The 19,592-nt window shown below is 44.2% G+C and carries 22 protein-coding genes; 1 reads left to right on the forward strand and 21 read right to left on the reverse strand.

What is annotated here, in order from left to right:
- Positions 1-231: 231 nt before the first annotated feature.
- The 21 genes from WC496_12400 to purE form a co-directional block, all read right to left on the reverse strand.
- On the reverse strand, positions 232-648 hold the full coding sequence (locus WC496_12400; protein MFA5293815.1) for a hypothetical protein: 417 nt from the start codon (positions 646-648) through the stop codon (positions 232-234).
- A 15-nt stretch (positions 649-663) separates the two neighbouring features.
- Positions 664-1,830: an MFS transporter gene (locus tag WC496_12405; GenBank protein MFA5293816.1), complete on the reverse strand. Its 1,167-nt coding sequence runs from the start codon at positions 1,828-1,830 to the stop codon at positions 664-666.
- A gap of 92 nt (positions 1,831-1,922) precedes the next feature.
- Complete coding sequence (locus WC496_12410) at positions 1,923-2,267, reverse strand: DUF190 domain-containing protein (GenBank protein ID MFA5293817.1); 345 nt, start codon at positions 2,265-2,267, stop codon at positions 1,923-1,925.
- 102 nt (positions 2,268-2,369) lie between these two features.
- Positions 2,370-2,747, reverse strand: coding sequence for a fluoride efflux transporter CrcB (gene crcB / locus WC496_12415; protein MFA5293818.1), 378 nt, complete (start codon positions 2,745-2,747; stop codon positions 2,370-2,372).
- A 20-nt stretch (positions 2,748-2,767) separates the two neighbouring features.
- A complete protein-coding gene (locus tag WC496_12420) occupies positions 2,768-3,376 on the reverse strand; it encodes a class I SAM-dependent methyltransferase (protein ID MFA5293819.1) in 609 nt (202 codons plus the stop codon).
- Between the two features lie 59 nt (positions 3,377-3,435).
- Positions 3,436-4,563 carry a chromate efflux transporter gene (gene chrA / locus WC496_12425; protein ID MFA5293820.1) on the reverse strand — a complete coding sequence of 376 codons (1,128 nt, stop codon included), beginning with the start codon at positions 4,561-4,563 and terminating at the stop codon, positions 3,436-3,438.
- Positions 4,564-4,596: 33 nt separating this feature from the next.
- Positions 4,597-4,917 (reverse strand): DsrE family protein, encoded by a 321-nt coding sequence (locus WC496_12430; protein MFA5293821.1) that lies wholly within the window; start codon positions 4,915-4,917, stop codon positions 4,597-4,599.
- A gap of 36 nt (positions 4,918-4,953) precedes the next feature.
- Positions 4,954-5,649 (reverse strand): cytochrome c biogenesis protein CcdA, encoded by a 696-nt coding sequence (locus WC496_12435; GenBank protein ID MFA5293822.1) that lies wholly within the window; start codon positions 5,647-5,649, stop codon positions 4,954-4,956.
- A gap of 133 nt (positions 5,650-5,782) precedes the next feature.
- Positions 5,783-6,220 carry a thioredoxin family protein gene (locus WC496_12440; protein ID MFA5293823.1) on the reverse strand — a complete coding sequence of 146 codons (438 nt, stop codon included), beginning with the start codon at positions 6,218-6,220 and terminating at the stop codon, positions 5,783-5,785.
- A complete protein-coding gene (locus WC496_12445; protein ID MFA5293824.1) occupies positions 6,217-6,450 on the reverse strand; it encodes a thioredoxin family protein in 234 nt (77 codons plus the stop codon). The genes WC496_12440 and WC496_12445 overlap by 4 nt, the downstream gene beginning before the upstream one ends.
- A gap of 17 nt (positions 6,451-6,467) precedes the next feature.
- Complete coding sequence (locus tag WC496_12450; protein ID MFA5293825.1) at positions 6,468-7,346, reverse strand: universal stress protein; 879 nt, start codon at positions 7,344-7,346, stop codon at positions 6,468-6,470.
- Between the two features lie 25 nt (positions 7,347-7,371).
- Entirely contained in the window at positions 7,372-8,541 is a 1,170-nt protein-coding gene (gene arsB / locus WC496_12455; GenBank protein ID MFA5293826.1) for an ACR3 family arsenite efflux transporter, read from the reverse strand.
- Between the two features lie 11 nt (positions 8,542-8,552).
- Entirely contained in the window at positions 8,553-9,371 is an 819-nt protein-coding gene (gene arsM, locus WC496_12460) for an arsenite methyltransferase (GenBank protein ID MFA5293827.1), read from the reverse strand.
- Positions 9,371-10,540, reverse strand: a complete 1,170-nt coding sequence (locus WC496_12465; protein MFA5293828.1) for a permease — start codon at positions 10,538-10,540, stop codon at positions 9,371-9,373. The genes arsM and WC496_12465 overlap by 1 nt, the downstream gene beginning before the upstream one ends.
- A 1-nt stretch (position 10,541) precedes the next feature.
- The gene (locus tag WC496_12470; GenBank protein MFA5293829.1) at positions 10,542-10,871 is read right to left on the reverse strand and encodes a metalloregulator ArsR/SmtB family transcription factor; all 330 of its coding nucleotides are present in this window, start codon (positions 10,869-10,871) and stop codon (positions 10,542-10,544) included.
- A 103-nt stretch (positions 10,872-10,974) separates the two neighbouring features.
- A complete protein-coding gene (locus WC496_12475; protein MFA5293830.1) occupies positions 10,975-11,895 on the reverse strand; it encodes a DMT family transporter in 921 nt (306 codons plus the stop codon).
- Between the two features lie 9 nt (positions 11,896-11,904).
- On the reverse strand, positions 11,905-13,434 hold the full coding sequence (locus WC496_12480) for a hypothetical protein (protein MFA5293831.1): 1,530 nt from the start codon (positions 13,432-13,434) through the stop codon (positions 11,905-11,907).
- 46 nt (positions 13,435-13,480) lie between these two features.
- Positions 13,481-15,193 (reverse strand): hypothetical protein, encoded by a 1,713-nt coding sequence (locus tag WC496_12485; GenBank protein MFA5293832.1) that lies wholly within the window; start codon positions 15,191-15,193, stop codon positions 13,481-13,483.
- 727 nt (positions 15,194-15,920) lie between these two features.
- Positions 15,921-16,352 (reverse strand): response regulator, encoded by a 432-nt coding sequence (locus WC496_12490; protein MFA5293833.1) that lies wholly within the window; start codon positions 16,350-16,352, stop codon positions 15,921-15,923.
- 329 nt (positions 16,353-16,681) lie between these two features.
- Positions 16,682-17,935: a hemolysin family protein gene (locus WC496_12495; protein MFA5293834.1), complete on the reverse strand. Its 1,254-nt coding sequence runs from the start codon at positions 17,933-17,935 to the stop codon at positions 16,682-16,684.
- Between the two features lie 130 nt (positions 17,936-18,065).
- Positions 18,066-18,563 carry a 5-(carboxyamino)imidazole ribonucleotide mutase gene (purE, locus tag WC496_12500; protein ID MFA5293835.1) on the reverse strand — a complete coding sequence of 166 codons (498 nt, stop codon included), beginning with the start codon at positions 18,561-18,563 and terminating at the stop codon, positions 18,066-18,068.
- 121 nt (positions 18,564-18,684) lie between these two features.
- Here purE and amrB point away from each other — a divergent pair, with 121 nt between their 5' ends.
- Positions 18,685-19,566 (forward strand): AmmeMemoRadiSam system protein B, encoded by an 882-nt coding sequence (gene amrB, locus WC496_12505; protein MFA5293836.1) that lies wholly within the window; start codon positions 18,685-18,687, stop codon positions 19,564-19,566.
- Positions 19,567-19,592 lie beyond the last annotated feature (26 nt).

The raw sequence follows: 19,592 nt of genomic DNA on the forward strand, positions 1-19,592 counted from the left end.
TCCTCGCCCCTGACTTCCTGCGAAGGGGGCTGCGGACGGGAATGCTTGAAAGTAAATAATGATGGAAAAAATAAAATATGAAGAAAAACAAAAAATTGCCTTGATTGGCTCCGGTTCATAGGATTACACGGATATATGATAGAAAATTTTTGAAGCAAAGCTAAATACTGGTTAAGATAATTTGTTTTAATTGCCTGTTAAAGGGTTCAAATCATAAATAGAAGCTTGCTACTATTTATGATTACATCTTGGGGCAGCACCCCATTTTATAGCATATTCCAAAATCAGTTTTCGTTCAACATATCGAATAAACAGCGGACAAAGTTCATCACTCAAACCATCAACAGGAAAACTTGCCACATAGAGATATTCAATATATTTCCCGCTAAAAAGTTTCCAATATGTTTCGCCGCCACTGTGGTTTTCCTTACCTTTGAATGCACAGCTATGAAACTGCTCCCAACGTTTACTGAAAGATTGGTTGCAAGTTTCACCAATGTAAATAATTTCCTGCGATTGAAGGTCTACTATACCGGGCGGCTCTTTGTAGTGAGCAAGGATGTATACACCGACACTCCCAAGACTGTTTATATTTGTCCTGTCTATCCATCGGACCCAGTTTGAAAAAGTAATTGGTGGAAGACTCATTATTCTGAACTCAATCTATCTTTTCGCAAGCTTTTTGCGGACGGAAATAAGCAATGGAATCGAGGCGAGCTGGGCGATAACTGAAAAACCAATAAGAGCTGGAATTGATATATCGTAAAGAACGCCCATCAGCGTACTGCCCAAAAACCAGGCAATACCATAACCCGCATTGAAAATGCCGTAGCCTGTGCCGCGCTTTTGAGTCGGAACTATATCGGCGACAACGGCACGAATAATCGACTCCTGAGCGCCCATACCAATGCCCCATAAGGCAACGCCGATAATGACCAGCACCGCACCGGAGGTAAACGCAAAAATCGCGAAAAAGGCGGAAAGTATAACGGCTATCGCCAGCGAAAGCATACCGACCTTGTCGTACCATCTGCCGAAGATAAGAGCGGCAATACCATCAATGCCCATAGCACCGGCGTAAAGAAGCGGAATCCATTTGTCGGCGAAAACAGCTTTCTGCTTGATGTGAAACGCGACCAAAGGATAATCGGCAAAGCCTGCGGCTATGAGGCCGACAGCGGCAAGATAAAGCCAAAAAACTTTCGGCATTTTGCCGTTGCCTGCGGGCGGAGTCTCGGTTTCGAGTTTTTGCGGATGCGGGAAATTTATTCGGGCAACAATAAGGATAGCAATGGCCAAACAGGCCGGTATCGCCAGAACGGCAAAGGCCCAACGGTATGAGCCGTTAATCGCAAGAACAATCATCACAATAACAGGGCCGAGCATCGCGCCGATTTGGTCCATCGCCTCGTGCAGGGCGAAGCCCCAGCCCCTGCCGACCGAAGAGGTCGCGCAGGAAAGCATCGCGTCGCGTGCGGGAGTACGAATAGCCTTGCCGATTCTTTCGGTCATCATCAAAGCTATCGCGAGCGGCCAGTGATTTGCCAGGCCCAGCAGCGGCACAGCCAAAAGATTAATCACGTAGCCGGTAATGGTAATCGTCCAGTATTTGCGTGTTTTGTCGCTGAGCAGGCCGGAGAAGAATCTCAGGCCGTAGCCGAGCAATTCGCCTGCACCGGCGGCAAAGCCAACCACCGCGCCGGTAGCGCCGAGAATTGCAAGGTAAGGCCCTGCCAGGCTTCGCGCGGATTCGTAAGTAACATCGGCCAAAAGACTGACAACGCCCAGTAATACGATAAACCTCATTGCGGACTTGCGATTGTTTTCCATAAAAAGCCATAGAGAAAATTAATACTTCTTTTTAGCCACAGAGCTATCCCGATGCGTCGGGACTTCCGCTACGCTTCAGCAGAGAAATAAAATTATAAGTTTTTATTATTATATCTGTACGCGATTACCCGAACCTTTTCGAGAGTAACCATTCCTTCCTTAATCATATCATCGAGCTGAGGTATAAAGCTTTCGATTTTTTCCGGTGCATCGACAATTTCAATTACAATGGGCAAATCTTCGGAGAGCCTGAGAATATTTGCCGAGTGCATTCTGCTGTCGGCGCCGAAACCGATAAGACCCCTTGTTACAGTAGCGCCGGCCAGACCCTGCTTTCGAGCCAGAGCGACAATGGCCTCGAACAAAGGCCTGCCTTCAAATTTGTCCGCTTCACCGATGAAAATCCGTAATAGTTCAGCTTCCGACGGCAGTTTCATAACTCGACCTTTCAATAATAAAAAATAGCCACAGAGCTATCCCGATGCGTCGGGACTTCCGCTGCGCTTCAGCAGAGAAAACAGAGATACAAACGATATATTCTAAATATATTTGCCGATTGCAAGTCCTGCAACCATACCAATCAATCCGAGAATATTTTGTCCTATTATATTAACCGATGCCCAGAGCCATTGCGATTCATCGAGCATTCGCGCCGTTTCAAACATAAATGTCGAAAAAGTGGTAAATGCACCGAAAAAGCCGACAAAAATAACCATTCTCATCTGGCCGCTGATTGAGAGTCTGCTTTCGAGAATGGCCCAAATCAAGCCGAAGAGCAGGCAGCCGATTACGTTTACCGCGGCGGTTCCGAAAGGAAAATCAGTAGTTATACTTCTCTGAACAAGACCGCCGAGCCAGTATCGGGCGAGTGTTCCGGCGGCGCCTGCGAGAGCAAGATAGATTATTTTCTGAAGCATCATAACTCCAAAGAGCTAAATCATATTTTTCGGGCACATACACAGAAAACGGGATAGAATTTTTCATTTCTGGGAATTTCAAAAACATTTTTATATATAACAGATGTCATTTTCAGACTTTTCAAATGTTCTGCGATTTTTTCCGGGGCAAAACCATTATGCACCACAACGTCCCGCTGGTGGAAAGAGCCGTCTTCGGCGTAAAGGTCGGCAAGAGCAATCCATCCGCCGGGGTTGAGCAATTTTGAAAGTTTCGTTATCGCGGCAAACGTATCTTCGATATGGTGCATCGCCATCGCCGAGGTAATAAGGTCGAATGTTCTATTCAGAGGCTTGTCTTTTGTGATATCGAAATTTACGGCCTGGATGTTTTTTACATTTTGAGTAATTATCTTTTTGCGAACTTCGGCGAGCATTCCATCGGAAATATCAACGGCACAAACAGAGGAGACTTTATCCGAAATAAGAAAACTTAACAGTCCAGTGCCGCAGCCATAGTCCAGAACTGAAAATTCTTTATTCAATGGAATTGTTTCACTGAGAAAATCTGCAATGGCAGATGTCAACTGCCTCCTGACAGGATTGTCATTCCACGCGGCCGCCTGTTTGTCGAAATATTCGTTACTCATATTAACGGGCAGTATAAATCATATAGAGCCCGCCTGCAAGAACAAGTATGTTGTTTATCTCATCTGGAAAAAAGGTTTAAAAATCCCGCTAATGCCCCGCCCGCAATCAGCCACATAGAATTTATCTTAAATCTAATCAGTAGAATAAAGGTAACGCCAAAAATAATAACAGCACCAATGTCGATGAGCGAATCTCTGGCCAATTGGCAGGTTACAGCGGCCATAAGACTAATTGCCGCGGCGTTGATGCCGTCCAATAAGGCGCCAGTCCACGGTGATTTTCGCAGACGCGGGATTAAAGGATTTGAAACCGCAACAAATATAAAAGACGGCAGAAAAATACCGACAGTAGCCAAAACGGCCCCTTTAAAACCGCCGAGGATATAACCGATAAACGTAGCTGTTGTGAATAAAGGTCCCGGAGTAATTTGACCGACAGCAACGGCATCGAGGAGTTGCTGAGTAGTAAGCCAGCCGAGACGTTCGACAAAATCGCCCCGCAGAAATGCAAGCAAAACATATCCGGTGCCATACCACACCGCACCTATTTTGAGAAAAACAAGAAAAAGCCGTGAAAAACTGAAATTCATCATTACCTGCGACAATATTCCCATCCCGCCGAGCGGAACAAGGGATACGCAGCAGTTGCGATTTTGGAGTTGGCGAATATTTTTGAACAGCATCACAGCCAATCCGCCGCCGAACAGAAGTATGACTTCATTTATATGTACGAAATAAAGAGCAAAGACAATCAAAACAATTGCTGCAACAAGAACATCTTTAACTGCTTTGCGTCCCAATTGCCAAATCGCCTGTAAAATTATAGCGATTACTACAGGTTTTACGCCGTACAAAAGCCATTCAGCCTGCGGCAATGTACCGTACTGCACATAAAGATACGCAAGAACGAGCACAATAAAAATCGCCGGCAGCGCCAGACACAATCCGCCTGCGATAAGACCCCGCCAGCCGGCCTGCAAAAAACCGATATGCATCGCAAGTTCGGTGCCGTTCGGGCCGGGAATCATATTCGTAGCGCCGACCAAATCTAGAAATTGCTGTTCATCGAGCCATTTTCGTTTTCTTACGACTTCATCGTGCATAAGCGCAAACTGAGTCGCCGGGCCGCCGAAAGAAATTGCGCCAAGCTTCAGGAACAGTAAAATTACTTCAACAAGTTTATTCATAAAATCTCTGCCGTGATATTCTTTACGTGATTATCAAAATGTAACCACCTTATCGCTGTCTTTCACAACATCATACATATCTTTCATTGTTGAAATCGGACACATTTCAGAACCATCCTTTTGACGTGATATTATACAAGTGCCGCAGGCAAGAATCTTGCCGCCGTTTTGCATAAACTTCTCGGCCTGCTCAACTGTGTTGAATTTGTCTGTGCCAATTGACTGATACTCAACACCTTTGCCCATAAAAAATATTTTCACTTCATCTTTTTGCGCAAGCGCAAAATTGGCGTAACGAATCGCATTCCAGCAAGTCTCAGCGTCATTGGTCGCGATAATCACTCCTATTTTCATAACAAATCCTTTCTTAATGGAATTTTAAAACTCTCATCAAGCAGTATAAATCATATAAAGGCCGCCTGCAAGCACGAGTATTCCGCAGATTTTTTTGAGAATAACAGCGCCTTTTGATTTTTCATTCCAGTTCATATATCGCTGGACAACTTCTGTAAATGTCCCGGCAAATACAATTACCGAACAATGCCCGATTCCATACATAAGCAGAAGGATAATCCCATAGAATAGATTTGTAGCTGCCAATTTAAATGTTACTCCAAGCATCGGAGCCATATACGCAAACGTACATGGGCCAAGAGCAATACCAAAGACTAATCCAAGGATAAATGCTGCCAAAGCTCCTTTGCGCTTCATACCAACCTTACCCGGCCCAGAAAAAGGAATGGGAATAATGCCAAGCAGATGTAGCCCTACAACAAAAAATATCAATGCCACAAAATAATTGCCGTATTTGCCAACATCACCCATCATTCTTCCGGCGGCGGCTGTAATTACGCCGACAAGGCCGATAGTTATAAGAATTCCGGCTGCGAAAAGAAACGAAATCGAAAACGCCCTCTTCGTTGAGATTCTGCCCTGTTCGTCGATAAAGCCGACAATTAGAGGAATGCTCGCCAGATGGCAGGGACTGAGCAGAATACTCAAGATGCCCCAGACAAACGAAGCGGCAAGAGCAATCAATGCCGTGCTTTCGACGGCGTGAGTCAGATTTTCAAATAAATAGTTCATAAATTTTAAACAGTTATTGGTATAGGTATCGGTAACGTCGCGTTAATCGTTTTCGTCTTTCGTGTTTTGACTTTCAACGCCAACCCCATAACTAAACACGAGACTTTACCGCTACCCAAACCGAAAACAAAACCTATTTTAATTCAAAACCTAATTTTCCCCATCTGGCTAAAATATCTTCTTTCGAGAAGAAGCCCTCGTGACGGAAAAGTTCTTTTTCATTCGGGTCCAGAAAAATCTGGGTCGGAATTATATTTATGCCGTATTTTTCGCCCGGAGCGGGATTTTTCCAGACATCATAAAAAATAACTTCCAATTTGCCTTTATATTCTACCGTCAATTCGTCGAGTATCGGCTTCATCATCTTGCACGGAACGCATTTATCCGCGCCAAGGTCGATAAGTTTCGGCAGCTTTGCGGCAATGGCAGGCTGATTAGATTCAGATGCAATGAGCAGATTTGGTTCCGGAATAACAGGCTGCGATTTATTTTCCTTATTCTTCAACATAACAACCGCGACAACGGACGAGGCAAGAATTAATACTATAATTACTTTCCACAAATTTCTCATTTGAGCATTTCCTTTAACTGTTCAACTGTCGGTACTTTGCCGGCAGTTTTAACTTCACCGTCAATCACAAGAGCGGGCGTTACCATAACGCCGAATTTCATTATATCACTTATCTGAGTAACTTTCTCAATTTCATATTCTATTGCCATTTCTTTAGCGGCTGTTTCGGTAAGCTCTGCAAGTTTTTTGCACTTCGGACAGCCTGTACCGAGTATCTGAATCTTTTTCATTTCAATCTCCAAATAATTTATCTTAGTGGTGGAATCAGCAAAACAGATGAATCAGAATATCTGGCTGCCGTATGGCTTACACTGCCAAGGAAAAATTCTTTGACATAGCCGCGTCCCTGACTGCCCATCACAACCAGCGATATGTTGTTGCGGTGAGTATAATCAACAATTTCCTGTTTTGGCAGGCCGTAAGGCATCACAATACTGACGTTTTTAACGCCCCGTTTCCCAAGGTCGGTTTTGAGTCGTTCCAATCTACCGATATCAATAGCATTAAACTCGGCAATATCCTTTTCAGTTTTGCCGTCAAGTTTTACCTTATCCTGTACGTGCATTAACGTAATTTGTTTTGCGCCGCAGTCGGCCATTTTCTGAACATAGGTATATGCACGTTCTGAAGTGCTTGAAAAATCGGTCGGGAACAAAATATGCTCCAGCATATCGAATGAACATTCTTTGCAAACTGTTTTACCGCCATCTTCAGCAAATTTTACACGGAATATCAGTACCGGTCTTGTCGCGCTATGTATCACAGCACTGGCTACACCGCCGAGTCTGGTAGCTTTCGACATTGTTTGACCCGCTGAGCCGATAACTATCAGCGAACAGTCTTCTGTATCCGCCTCATTATTTATTGCAAAATACGATGCGACTGGAATCATTCTGCCGAGCACCTCAAAGCCTTTATCCACGAGTACCTTCTTCTGGCTGTTAAATTCAGGCTCTATTGATTTCATCACCTGTGCCGCAAGCATACCGCTATCATCAAGCGGATATTTAAAACAGTACAGCAGAACAGCTTTTTTTGCGCCAAGCTGTTTAAGACTTGCCGACGCACAAACAACGTGATGAGAAGGCAACGACAGATCCGTAGCTACCAATAAATTTGAAAACATAATTGATTCTCCTTAATTATATTTTTCATTGTACAAACATTTTTTCTGTTTTTAAACATATTTTAACGAGCATCAACATTACCGGCACTTCTATCAAAACGCCGACAACCGTCGCAAGAGCGGCACCGCTGGAAAGGCCGAAAAGCATTGTCGCGGTGGCGATAGCAACTTCAAAATGATTCGATGCGCCAATCATAGCCGAAGGCGCGGCATCGGCATACGACAATTTCAACCGTTTTGACAGCCAATAACCGATTGCGAAAATCAGGGTGGTCTGAATAAAAAGCGGAATCGCAATCCAAAGAATCGTAAGAGGATTATTAAGAATCGTCTCGCCTTTAAAGCTGAACAAAAGCACAAGCGTAATCAGCAGCGCGATAATCGTAACAGGCGTTAAAAAATGCAGGAATTTATCGTCGAACCACTGCCGGCCTTTGCGGGCGATTATAAATTTTCTCGAAAGAAAACCCGCAACCAGAGGCAAAGCGACATAAATCGCAATCGAAAGCACAAGAGCCTGCCACGGTACAGGCAATTTGCCTACGCCGAGCAGAAAACCTCCGAGCGGCCCGTAAAGCACAAGCATTGATAATGAATTTATCGCAACCATCACGAGTGTATGGCCGTCGTTGCCTTTCGCAAGATAGCCCCAAACTAAAACCATAGCTGTGCAGGGCGCGATGCCGAGCAAAATACAGCCTGCCAAGTAACTTCGCCACAGGGGCACTTCCAAAACTTTTATGCCTCCCTGCTCTATTACCTTTCCGACGCCGTAAACGGCACCTATAGGCAAATCGAGGCCAAACGGCATTTTTACAATATCGACGGCATCGACGCCGATAAAAGACCGGAATAAAAAACCGAGAAAGAACAAGGCAATCGCGTACATCGTAAACGGCTTTATCGCCCAGTTGACAAACAGCGTCAGGCCGACAGGTTTTATGCTTTTGCCGGCCTTGAGAACCTCGGCAAAATCAATCTTGACCATAATCGGATACATCATAAAGAAAAGACAAACGGCAATCGGAATCGAAACTACCGGCGCGCCATTTGTATAAATCGCCAGACCATCGAGCGTTTTGGCGAAGCCGGGTGCAAGTTTTCCTAATATTATTCCGCCGACGATACAAAGAATGACCCATAACGTAAGATATTTCTCAAATACACCGAGATTTCTCGCCTTTTCTTCTGTCATAAAAAATTTCCTTATTTTTTAAAAGCCGTAACATTCACGCTGATAATGTAATCGCTGAGTTTTTTGCCTTTCGGCAGAAAATCCTTAACCTCTCTGTAAAGCGGGTCGCTGCAATCTGCCATTACATCAATATTATACGCCTTTTCCTCTATCTGAATATCAGTCAGACCTGCGTTTTTCGCCATTTCAATAGTTTCATCGACGAGAACAGCACCGGCGACACAGCTTACCAGCGCGGCGGCAGATTTGAGAACCTCTTTCGGCAAAGGCGATTTTAAAGCAAGGTCGGAAATGCAGGCTTTTCCGCCGGATTTTAAAACCCGCGCGATATCATTCCAAACCTGCTGCTTTGCAGGTGAAAGATTTATAACGCAATTGGAAATAACGACATCAATACTCGAATCGGCGACCGGAAGATGTTCTATTTCGCCAAGCCGAAACTCGACATTGTCAAGAGCGGTTTTTTTTGTGAATTTGGAAATGCCCGCCCGCGCTTTACTGAGCATATCGGGCGTCATATCGACACCGATAGCTTTTCCTTCGGGGCCGACTTTTTTGGCGGCGATGAAAACGTCAAAGCCTCCGCCGCTGCCCAAATCGAGAACTACCTGGCCGGGCTTAAGGTTGGCGACAGCAGTGGGATTGCCGCAGGAAAGGCCCATATTCGCGCCATCAGGCAAATTCTCAAGTTCATTGCTTGAATAACCAATTCCCTCGGCCAGTTTGTCCGGTGCCGATGAGCCGCAGCCGCAACCGCAGCCAGATTTGCCTTTCGCAATTTCCGTATATCCTTTACGAACCGTTTCTCTTATTTTTTCATTGGACTCCATTAGAATGCTCCAAAAATCATTCCTGAAATCGTTGCCATCACAACCACAAGCGAAACAAACACAATCGTTTTTTTCGTTCCCATTATACTACGGATAACGAGCATGCTCGGCAGCGACAGCGCCGGGCCTGCAAGTAATAACGCCAGAGCCGGGCCTTTGCCCATGCCGGCCGTCATTAATCCCTGAACTATAGGAACTTCGGTCAGCGTCGCAAAATACATAAACGCCCCGGCTACAGATGCGAATAAATTCGCACGCAGCGAATTTCCGCCGACTGCGGCAGAAACCCATTTTGAAGGAATAATACCTTCGCCGCTGGGTGTGCCGAGCAGGAAACCGGCGACAATAACGCCGCCAAAAAGTAACGGCAAAATCTGTTTGGTAAATGTCCAGGTTGAGTCCGTCCATTGCAATAAATCATCTTTGCTGAACCACAGGATTAGAAAAACAAATAACGCAACAAGACTGACCGCGGTTATAATCCATTTTACGGAGTAAACGGCAGCCCATGCACCGCCGGGAGTAATCGGTTTTGCCCAGTTTGCAAAAACCAGAACAGCGACCATTGAGGCGAAATATAAACCGTTCTGCCAAAGCGGTCTGCTTTTTGTATCTTCCGGCATCATCACCGCGTTATCAGCTTTTTGGATTTCTTCTTTGCGATATATAAAATGCATCAATAGGCCGATTACTATACTAAACAAAATCGCACCGACCGCCCTTGCAACGCCAAGCTCGAAACCAAGAATTCTCGCAGTCAGGATAATCGCGAGAACATTTATCGCAGGGCCGGAATACAGAAACGCACAGGCCGGCCCCAGACCTGCTCCCATTTTATAGATGCCGGCAAACAGCGGCAGAACCGTGCAGGAACAAACGGCTAAGATAGTGCCGGATACAGATGCAACGCCATACGCAATAAATTTATTGGCTTTTGCCCCGAGATATTTCATCACGGAAGCCTGGCTTACAAAAACTGAAATGGCCCCTGCTATGAAAAACGCAGGAACAAGACAAAGCAAGACGTGCTCCCTGGCGTACCATTTAATCAAAATCAAAGACTGCATAATGGCGTTATCGAAACGCACTACGCCGATGGGCAGAAAATAAATGAAAAGGAAAATGCCGATTATTAAAAGTAATTTTTTACTTTCTGTTTTTATACTCATTTCAGATGGCTTTCAGGAGCTTTACATTTTCATTGGCCTGCTGTTTGATGCAGGTTGTTATACATTGAAAGAAATCCATAATACACTTTGCTTTGAGGCGGTATATTACATTCAGCCCGTCTTTACGCGATTCAAGTACGCCGACGTTTACCATCAGCGAAAGATGTTTTGAAACATTAGACCTTTCAGAGCCGGCATATTTTGCGATATCGCAGACGCACTGCTCGCCATCCTTTAAAAAGTCGAGTATCGCTACCCGAACCGGATGAGCCAAAGCCTTTAAAATCTCAGCCTGCCTGTCGTAAACAATTTGTCGTGATTTTTCAGTCATAACGGGCCTTTTATCATATATTACTATGTGACTATATACTCATATAGTAATATATAAGTTCAGTAGATTCAAGTAAATTTTAGCAAAAAGGCCGTAAAAGGTGTCAGGAACCTTTATTTAGGTATTCCTGCGATTTGACCGCAAGTGCTGAGCCTGCAATGAGTAACAGACCGAAAAACCACTGCGGAATATTGAGATGTTCGTTAAAAACGACCCGTGAAACCAGCAGAACCAAAAACGGCTGAGCGAGAACAACCAGCGGCGGGATAGTCGAGCCTATCCGTTTTATGGCGGCATAAAATGTAACGTGCGACGCGGCGATGCTCGTAAGTGCGCTCAAAATCAGGAGCAGCCAGCCCGCAGTTGACATAGAGATACTCTGCGAAGGTTTGCCGAATATAAAAGCCAATCCGCCGAGAGCGACCGCCGTATATACGGACACAACGGCGAAACTTGTCATCGAATCGCTGTCTTTGAGCAGAACTTTTATCGCTATTGTGTATATCGCCCAACTGAACGCAAAGCCCAGCGTCAGGGCGATTCCGGTTACGGATGCCTTTGTCGAAAAATCCTGTTTGAAAACCGTTACGCCGACAATTCCGATTATCACGATGAAAAATGACAGCCAGAAACTTTTGCTTTTTATCAGCGGCCGTTCGTCAGCGAAGAAAATCAGCGATATCGCCGAGGTCCAGAAAATCGAGGACTTCGCCAAAAGCGTGACGAAGGCCGGATTGATATAATAAAACGCCGCTCCCCAGCAGCACTGCATAAATACATTTATCGCGGCGATAATCAGTGCCTTGCGCCAGATTGTTTTGTCGAAGACCGCTTTTTTCTGCGAAAACAATACAAACACCATCAATACCGCCGCCGCGACTACATAACGCAGGAAATTCTGCGTCCAGAAATCTATGAAGGGAGCGATATACTTTATGATTAACGGTCCCGGCACACCGCAAAACAGCGACAGCACGGCAAACACCGTTCCCGCAAAATTAAACTTTGTGTTTGTTTTTCCCATATGTCCCATTTATTTACAATTAATTTCTTTGTCTTTTAAATCAATCCCAAATTTATCATACATTTCATCGAATCCCTCAGAAAAAAATCCCAAATTTTTGATTTGCTTAATAGCAAAAATTTTATTCTCTAAATAAGTATCCCAGTCTCCGGTCAAAAAATATCCCTTTTCCTGCTTTGAACGATATATGTCTATGAGAAATTCTTTGGTATTTTCTATGTATAGGACAAGTTTCTCAAGGCCATCTACAGAGAGAATTATTGGTTTGCTAGTTTTTTCATCAACATCTTTAATCAAGGGGCACATTTCATTTAATAGCCAGTCACTATTAAATCCTAACATTTCACCAAAAGTCACAACAATTTTCAAAAAAGGCTTATTTGCGTCTACACTGGGCAGACATAACTTGCCAGTCTTAATATTATTCAATGTATTATCAATTTGGCGTATTCCATCTTTAACTTTCGTGAACGCATTGCTTTTCAATATAGCATTTTCTGTCAGAGTTCTAACCTTAAAGTCAATTGCCTTACATTCAATTAAGATATTTTCTGATTGTGTTACTAACAAAAAATCACAACTTTTTTCACCTGCAGACAGTTTTTCTAATTCTTCATTAGAATACAACCTAATTATGTCACTTAAGCAATTTAATGTTTTTTTGGTATACTCTTGAAAAGATTTTCCTAAACAATACCCATAGGAATCTATATTTTCAAATAGACCATTTAATCCATGTCCCATATGACGAAATATCAGTTCTGGAATTGGAGCAACCAACAGAGTATTTTCCAATGCAATGATAGGTCTTTCTACAAACGCTGTTCTTGTCAAAAAGTGGAATTCTCTGGGAATATCTTTTCTGACTTCAAAATATCTTTGCCTGATCTCTGTGACAGTGTAGCAACTTAGATTTAAATATGTTTGGATGTCGCTTTCGTTAATATTAATACCTGGAGAAATTTTAAACTTTTGGGGAATTATACAGGTTTTCAAAAACATCGCGTACATGGAGAATGAACACAAAAACCATTTTTCTACTGAAATTCCATGAATCTTTTCAAAATCATCGTGTAGTTTACTCAGAAAGTTATTGTTATAAAATAACTTCCAATATCTTGATAAATATGTGCGGGAACAACCTGTTTTCTGCACTTCAAGCTGTATTCTACTTATAAATTGAAAAAATATTTCCAATTTATTGTGAATCGACCATAAATAAAAATCATTCTTATCCTCAGATTTCATTAGCAGGTTAATTATATCTGCAAATTTTTTGAGTGTAATTTCTTCATCATACCCGCGTTTATGGTAAGCACAATTTGCTTCTATTGCTTGTAAAATTGTGTGAGGTCCAATCACCCATTTTCTTGAGGGGTCATAAAAAAAATTAAGAATATAAGGGATGAATTTCTCTGGCTTTATACGTTTCGCTTTTTTCTCAATTTCATCTCGAATTCGCCTCATTTTGAATCGAGTGATCTCGCGCACCTGTTGTTCAGGCATGTCATTAATTCGAGTATCGAATTCCTCATCCATAATTTATTTTATTTTTTCTAATCTGTTTAATCAGTGTAATCAGCGATTAAATAATTTTGTATTCTTCTTTATTGATTGTTATCGTTTTTCCAAACTCTTTTGAACTTCCAAATTCAAATTTTTGTCCTGCATCGACAACAATTTTATCTTTATCAATGCTGATTGTAATTTCCTTGTCAGGTTCTCTTTTATGAATGATATTTGCAAGGGTAATCGCCTTTTCGATACCATCGCCCCTTTTGTAATTGGCGACTTCATCGGGCTGGGCAAGGCGTTTGCCATCATATATCGACTCATTCGGCATATCCTTGAGCCATTGGAAGCAATCTTCGATTGATTTATCTTTTGTCATTTCGATTGAAACGGGGCTTCGCTCGATTGCGGACTTAATAAACGGCTGCCAGTCGCAGGTTTCCATATCGCGGCAGGCGTAAAAGGCAAGGTCGGCGATAATATTTTTTCCTCTTATGCTTTGCAGATAATCTATTACCTGGGCCCTGGACATATCGGGCGAGATTTTTATCGGCTCGGCAGGGATAAAATTCTTGTCATTGTGAGGCAATTTCGGCTCAAGATGAAGAAAATCATAAAGCTCGGCCACGAATTTATCCGCATCGGGAATATATTCCGACATTACTTTGGCTAATTGTTCCCTGCCTGCTTCGGTGTTTATATCGGGTTTTTTCTTCCCGAGATATTCCTTAAGCTGGTCGCATCGAATTCTTTTGGGGTACTCGGAATTGGAAAAATCCTCTTCGTGCACCTCTTCGAGCAGTTTTTCGTGGGTCGAATCGCATATCCTGAAATTGCTGTCGTGCTCGTAATGAAAAAGCGTTTCCGCCCTGATGAATTGCGGCCTTCCATGGCAGTTTCTGCAGAACTGGAAATGTTTCTGGTATGCCCGATTGGTGCGGAGAAAGCCTGTCATGCTTATCGGCTCAAGAGGGCAGTGAAGATAATCGTTCAGTTTGCCGACAAATTTTTCATACGAGTTTTTATCGATTGTGGCGTCTTTGTAAAGGCAGTGGACAATGCCGCTCGTATGGGCGACGATGGTAATTTGTTCATTTCGCAGGGCCCGCTGGGCCTTATCGGATGTCTCGGTTCCGTTAAACCACATCGCTTTTGTGACCAGTCTCCTGTTATTGGTAATAACGCCGTCGTTTATATCGATAAAATTCTGCGAGTGCAGAGGCGTCAGGACCATATAAATATCTTCGAGCGGAATTCCGCAGACGATAAACGCCGCGGCGGCGTAAAGGGTTGACAGTGAGACACATTCTCCCGCCCCGCTTTTGTAGGCCTCTTTGAATTTAAAGGCGTTCATCGCCTCGACTGTTTCGGTTTTCCAGTACGGGATAATGTCGCCGTTATATTTATCCAGGCCGAAGTGTTTTCTAATATCGACGTCATAGTAATACGAATCGCCCTCGTAGCCGAACAGTGCATTGCTTTTGGATATTTCCGCAGGCGGAAGGAATTTTTCGAATCTTTTCATCTCGGCATTTTTATCCGTCAGTCCCCAGGTTTGTAAATCAAGATTAAACTCGAACCGGTCCATAATAAACTGGCGGAGGCGCATTAATTTTTTGTACGGGTCTTTGCCATGGAGTTTTTTGAAACTATCTTCATCCCGCCATTTCCAGATAGCCGGGCTCATTATATTGGCCAATAGAAGCGAATACATAAGCTCGGGAAATACGAATATTTCCATATCTGAAAGGGTAAACGCCGACGAATATTTTTCGATATTATCCATTCCGGTCTCTCTGAAAAACTGAAAAAAAGGTGAATTAATATTAGGCTTACCGGCGTGAAAATGCAATTATTTTACTTAACGTCTGATAATATGTTTGTTTTTTTGGAAATGCGCAAAAAATTGGCCCCGACCTAAGACCGAACAGTGATCTTGGCCGGGGCCCAACATTGGGTGATGCTTCATTCCTTAGCAGAATATTTTCCTATGGTCAAGTACCATCTACCTTCGCAGGGTTGTAACCGCGTTTTCACTGCCGGTCGACAACCCCAACTCCTTGGGAGGAGAAAATGATTTTCAAGCCTTATATAACTCACGGCTAAGCCGTGCTTGCTTTCGAAAGGGCCGTAACCATCTATCACTGTCCGGTCACAACCCTTCGTGGGAGGAGGAGAAAACTCTTCGTGAGCTTTTCCGCCTTATGCGGATTTATAATTATCACGGTCCCATACCGTGTTTGCTCTCGAGGGGGCAGCAACCGACATTTATCACTGTCCGATCACATGCCCACTCATTTGGGAGGAGGAGAAAACTTCCTGAGCCCTATACGATCACAGTCAAGCTGTGTTTGCTCTCTGGGGGGCTGTAACCATCTATCACTGTCCGATCACAACCCACCTTGGAGGAGGAGAAGAAGTTATTGTTTCTTTTCTCTGCACTCCCTCCCTATAAACCAGTGCGTTGCCGGTCGACACATCGGGTCCATTTACTGTTCGGTCTTTGGCCCGTGTCAGACGTGACGGTGGTCTAAGCCGTCTGCAACTGCACAGAGTTTCTGGATTTCTTCAGTATCACCAAGTCCGAGAACGCCGCCAACGGTCTGAATCAGCACATCATCTGTAACGTCACTGCTCAACACCGCCGCTACTCCGATACTCCTGGCCGCTATTTCCTGCTCTACATCGTTTGCATTAACGATGGCGATAACAGGCAAATAAGGTTTTGCCAATCGCAGATTTTTCAGGAATCGTCCATCGGGACAATCCGGCAGTTCCCACTGACTTATGACACTGTCAACACTTTCATTTTTCAAAGAACGTCCGGCTTCGACGCCGGTCTCTATATAAGAAACTCGAATTGGCAGCCTTTTTAAGGCTTTACTTCTTCCTTCGAGTCCTACGAGCCCTACTACTAATACATTCGCTCTTACAAGGACGAGCATCTGTTTTCCTTTTCTAAAGAAGACTTAACTTCTGCTCGACCTCAACGACTTCTGGTTTACATACATCGCAACAGCCGTGCCAGAAGATATTTTATCTGAAAGAATTTTTTAAATCATTTAAGCGTAAGGAGTTACGAAGTGAATAATTTTTCGCCCCAAAATTATATTTTTTAGGCAGCCGACCAAAACGGCCGCTACCTGATTTCCATTTTTCGCAGGAATGCTTACTCATTAAGCACTTAAAAAAAGCGACCATTTTGGCGCACCCTGTCCAAAATGGTCGTTTGGATTTAAAAAAAATTTAAACCGGTGCTTCGGTCAGGAATTTTTTAGGAAACAGCGTTATCAGAGCCATCTCGCAGACGTCTGATAGCGACTTCGAAAATTTTTCCTCTTCGTAATCGTCTCACGATAAATTCCATCGAATCCTGTCTGTAAATTTCTCCCGGCTTGGGTTTATGTCCGAGTTGACGCGACAGCCAAGCTGAAAGCGTTTCCTGCGAATCAGGCATTGGCAGATTAATATGTCCCGACAAATTCGCCATACGCATTCCGCCGCCGACCATCCACGTTCCGCCGTCAAGAGAATGAAACATCTGCGGCAGACGGTCGAATTCATCTTCGAGTTCACCGACAAGTTCTTCCACCAAATCTTCAAGTGCAACCATACCAAGTGTTTTGCCGTTTTTGTCCTGCACGATAGCTATGTGAATGTGCTGGTCGACAAACATTTTCATCAGGTCAGCAGCGGAATATTCCGGAAGAACGAAACATACAGGCCGAATAATACCCCTCAAACTCAAATTGCCCGGATTAGTACTCATAAAATAAATCATTTCCTTGAAGTTCACATAACCGATAACATTGTTGAAATCATCACCTTCACGAACAGGATAACGGGTGTGACAGTCGAGATGAGCTGCAATAACCGCCTGTGATATAGTCTGGGAAGTAGAGATAAACGATATATCTTCAATAGGAATCATAACCTGCTGCACCGTTAAAGAAGCCAGCCGGCACGCACCTTTTATAATCCGTTCCTGATGAAAATCTATCTGATTCGATAGCCTGCTCAAACCAGCCATGGCAATAATTTCATCGGCAGTCGCTATGGATTTTGTGGAACGGCCACTGCCCTCGAAGAAACTGTTAATCCAGTGAATCGTCTTTATCAAAGGAGTAAAAGCGTTGATACTTATATTCAACGGCAACGCGATAAAGCCGGCCAGTTTGCGATTAAGTCTGACGCCTATTGTTTTTGGAAGAATCTCAGTGAACTGAAGCATAAGGAAAGTAAAAACCAGAGAAAACAGCCAAATCCATTTATTGCCGAATAACCTGTTGAACTGGGAACCGGCAACAGAGGCGCCTATTGTATGAGCGGCCGTGTTCATAACCAGAATTACAGTTAGCGGACGCTCAATATTCGTCTTGAAGCCGTGCCAGATTTTACCGATATCCGGATGTTTGGAAGAAATGGCAGCTATCTGAGCGGGAGTCAAACTCAGGACTACCGCTTCCAACAGTGAACACAGAAACGAAACACCTAACGCAATAAATATGCTTACAATAAAAAGTGCCATAATCGCCTTCCTTGTTTTATAATATAATTTGCTTTGTAAAGGTCTTTAATTCGACCAATGATAATAAGAACAGAAATAATTTTCTGTTTTTCATTTCCCCTTTTTCAGGCTGTTATCTGAAATTTTAAAATCAGACGGCGGAATCCTTGTCGATTACCTTTTGCCTTTGCAGCTTTCTGAAATCCGCCAGTTTGGCCGCGATTTTTTCATCTGCCAGCGCAAGAATCTGGACTGCGAAAACAGCGGCGTTTATCGCCCCTGCCTTACCAATCGCCATAGACGCTACCGGCACTCCCGGCGGCATCTGAACAGTACTTAATAACGCATCGATTCCCGCAGGCGACTGGTCGGCTGCCAATGGAACGCCGATAATCGGCAAAGCCGTCCTGGCGGCAATGGCCCCTGCAAGGTGAGCGGCCATACCTGCGGCGGCGATAATTACCTTTATGCCGTTCTTGGCGGCGCCTTCAGCAAACTCGACGGCAATATCCGGCGTCCTGTGAGCTGAGATAATCCGAACAACAGGCTCAACGCCAAAATCCTTCAATTTATCGATACATGCCTTCATAATAGGCATATCCGAATCTGAGCCTATCACAACCGCTACGATTTTGTTTTTTTCTGCCATCGTATTTTCCCAAAATTAAGGTTTAAATTGTCCGCTGAATAGTGATATAATACCTTATCGTAAATGATTTTGCAAGCCCGTTGCGACACGGTCGCACCGAGGTAAATAAGGAGAAATTTTTATGGCAGCACGCAAACCAATCGTGGCCGGCCAGTTCTACCCCGGCACGGAGAAACAATGCCGGTCAGAAATCGCCGATTGCATCACCGACCGTCCAGTAACGGCCAAATTACCCGAAAAAATCGTTGCCGGCATCGTACCCCACGCAGGCTGGACATTCAGCGGCGACCTTACAGGAATGGTCTTCAAAGCAATCGAAAAGGCAAACAAAACCGTCGATACCTTCGTCATATTCGGAGCGACACACAGCCATTTCGGCTCGGCCGCGGCCGTCTATGATAAGGGAAGCTGGGCCACGCCGCTGGGCGAGATAAAAATCGATGAAGAACTGGCCGCGGCAATAATCAAAAAAAGCCGAGTCGCTAAATCGAACCCCGACGCCCATAAATACGAACGCAACAGTATCGAAGTGCAAATCCCATTCATTCAGTACCTTTTCAAAGATGCGAAAATCGTACCAATCCTGACGCCGCCGGCAGATTCGGCCATCGCGGTTGGAAACGATGCGGCTGAATGTATAAAATCGGCGCCGGATAAAAAAATAGTCTGCATCGGCTCAACCGACCTGACACATTACGGGCCGGGATATGGTTTTAATCCGCAGGGTATCGGAGAGTCTGGAATTAAATGGGCAAAAAATGTCAATGACAAGGCGTTTATAAATCTGGCTATCGAAATGAAGGCTCAGCAGATATTAACCGAAGCGATGGAGAAGCAGAACGCCTGCGGGCCCGGCGCGGCCGCGGCGGCAATTACCGCAGCTAAGGCATTAGGCAAAACGAAAGGCATTTTACTTGCCCATACTCACAGTAACGAGGTTATGGAGAGAAAATTTAACCAGCCCGGCAAGGAAAGCGTCGGCTACGCGGCGATTGTGTATTGAAATAAAAATTATGAGTTTGCTGTTTC

Source organism: Phycisphaerae bacterium (genome assembly GCA_041652575.1).
In the GTDB taxonomy this organism is placed as follows: Bacteria; Planctomycetota; Phycisphaerae; order Sedimentisphaerales; family UBA12454; genus UBA12454.

What these genes read in the sequence shown, in the direction of transcription:
- purE (MFA5293835.1), bottom strand. Translation starts at nt 18,563, where the DNA reads ATGGCAGAAAAAAACAAAATCGTAGCGGTTGTGATAGGCTCAGATTCG.
- chrA (MFA5293820.1), bottom strand. Translation starts at nt 4,563, where the DNA reads ATGAATAAACTTGTTGAAGTAATTTTACTGTTCCTGAAGCTTGGCGCA.
- WC496_12400 (MFA5293815.1), bottom strand. Translation starts at nt 648, where the DNA reads ATGAGTCTTCCACCAATTACTTTTTCAAACTGGGTCCGATGGATAGAC.
- amrB (MFA5293836.1), top strand. Translation starts at nt 18,685, where the DNA reads ATGGCAGCACGCAAACCAATCGTGGCCGGCCAGTTCTACCCCGGCACG.
- WC496_12485 (MFA5293832.1), bottom strand. Translation starts at nt 15,193, where the DNA reads ATGGATAATATCGAAAAATATTCGTCGGCGTTTACCCTTTCAGATATG.
- WC496_12450 (MFA5293825.1), bottom strand. Translation starts at nt 7,346, where the DNA reads ATGTTTTCAAATTTATTGGTAGCTACGGATCTGTCGTTGCCTTCTCAT.
- WC496_12405 (MFA5293816.1), bottom strand. Translation starts at nt 1,830, where the DNA reads ATGGAAAACAATCGCAAGTCCGCAATGAGGTTTATCGTATTACTGGGC.
- WC496_12440 (MFA5293823.1), bottom strand. Translation starts at nt 6,220, where the DNA reads ATGAGAAATTTGTGGAAAGTAATTATAGTATTAATTCTTGCCTCGTCC.
- WC496_12445 (MFA5293824.1), bottom strand. Translation starts at nt 6,450, where the DNA reads ATGAAAAAGATTCAGATACTCGGTACAGGCTGTCCGAAGTGCAAAAAA.
- arsB (MFA5293826.1), bottom strand. Translation starts at nt 8,541, where the DNA reads ATGACAGAAGAAAAGGCGAGAAATCTCGGTGTATTTGAGAAATATCTT.
- WC496_12420 (MFA5293819.1), bottom strand. Translation starts at nt 3,376, where the DNA reads ATGAGTAACGAATATTTCGACAAACAGGCGGCCGCGTGGAATGACAAT.
- WC496_12410 (MFA5293817.1), bottom strand. Translation starts at nt 2,267, where the DNA reads ATGAAACTGCCGTCGGAAGCTGAACTATTACGGATTTTCATCGGTGAA.
- WC496_12465 (MFA5293828.1), bottom strand. Translation starts at nt 10,540, where the DNA reads ATGAGTATAAAAACAGAAAGTAAAAAATTACTTTTAATAATCGGCATT.
- crcB (MFA5293818.1), bottom strand. Translation starts at nt 2,747, where the DNA reads ATGCTTCAGAAAATAATCTATCTTGCTCTCGCAGGCGCCGCCGGAACA.
- WC496_12430 (MFA5293821.1), bottom strand. Translation starts at nt 4,917, where the DNA reads ATGAAAATAGGAGTGATTATCGCGACCAATGACGCTGAGACTTGCTGG.
- WC496_12475 (MFA5293830.1), bottom strand. Translation starts at nt 11,895, where the DNA reads ATGGGAAAAACAAACACAAAGTTTAATTTTGCGGGAACGGTGTTTGCC.
- WC496_12470 (MFA5293829.1), bottom strand. Translation starts at nt 10,871, where the DNA reads ATGACTGAAAAATCACGACAAATTGTTTACGACAGGCAGGCTGAGATT.
- WC496_12480 (MFA5293831.1), bottom strand. Translation starts at nt 13,434, where the DNA reads ATGGATGAGGAATTCGATACTCGAATTAATGACATGCCTGAACAACAG.
- WC496_12495 (MFA5293834.1), bottom strand. Translation starts at nt 17,935, where the DNA reads ATGGCACTTTTTATTGTAAGCATATTTATTGCGTTAGGTGTTTCGTTT.
- arsM (MFA5293827.1), bottom strand. Translation starts at nt 9,371, where the DNA reads ATGGAGTCCAATGAAAAAATAAGAGAAACGGTTCGTAAAGGATATACG.
- WC496_12435 (MFA5293822.1), bottom strand. Translation starts at nt 5,649, where the DNA reads ATGAACTATTTATTTGAAAATCTGACTCACGCCGTCGAAAGCACGGCA.
- WC496_12490 (MFA5293833.1), bottom strand. Translation starts at nt 16,352, where the DNA reads ATGCTCGTCCTTGTAAGAGCGAATGTATTAGTAGTAGGGCTCGTAGGA.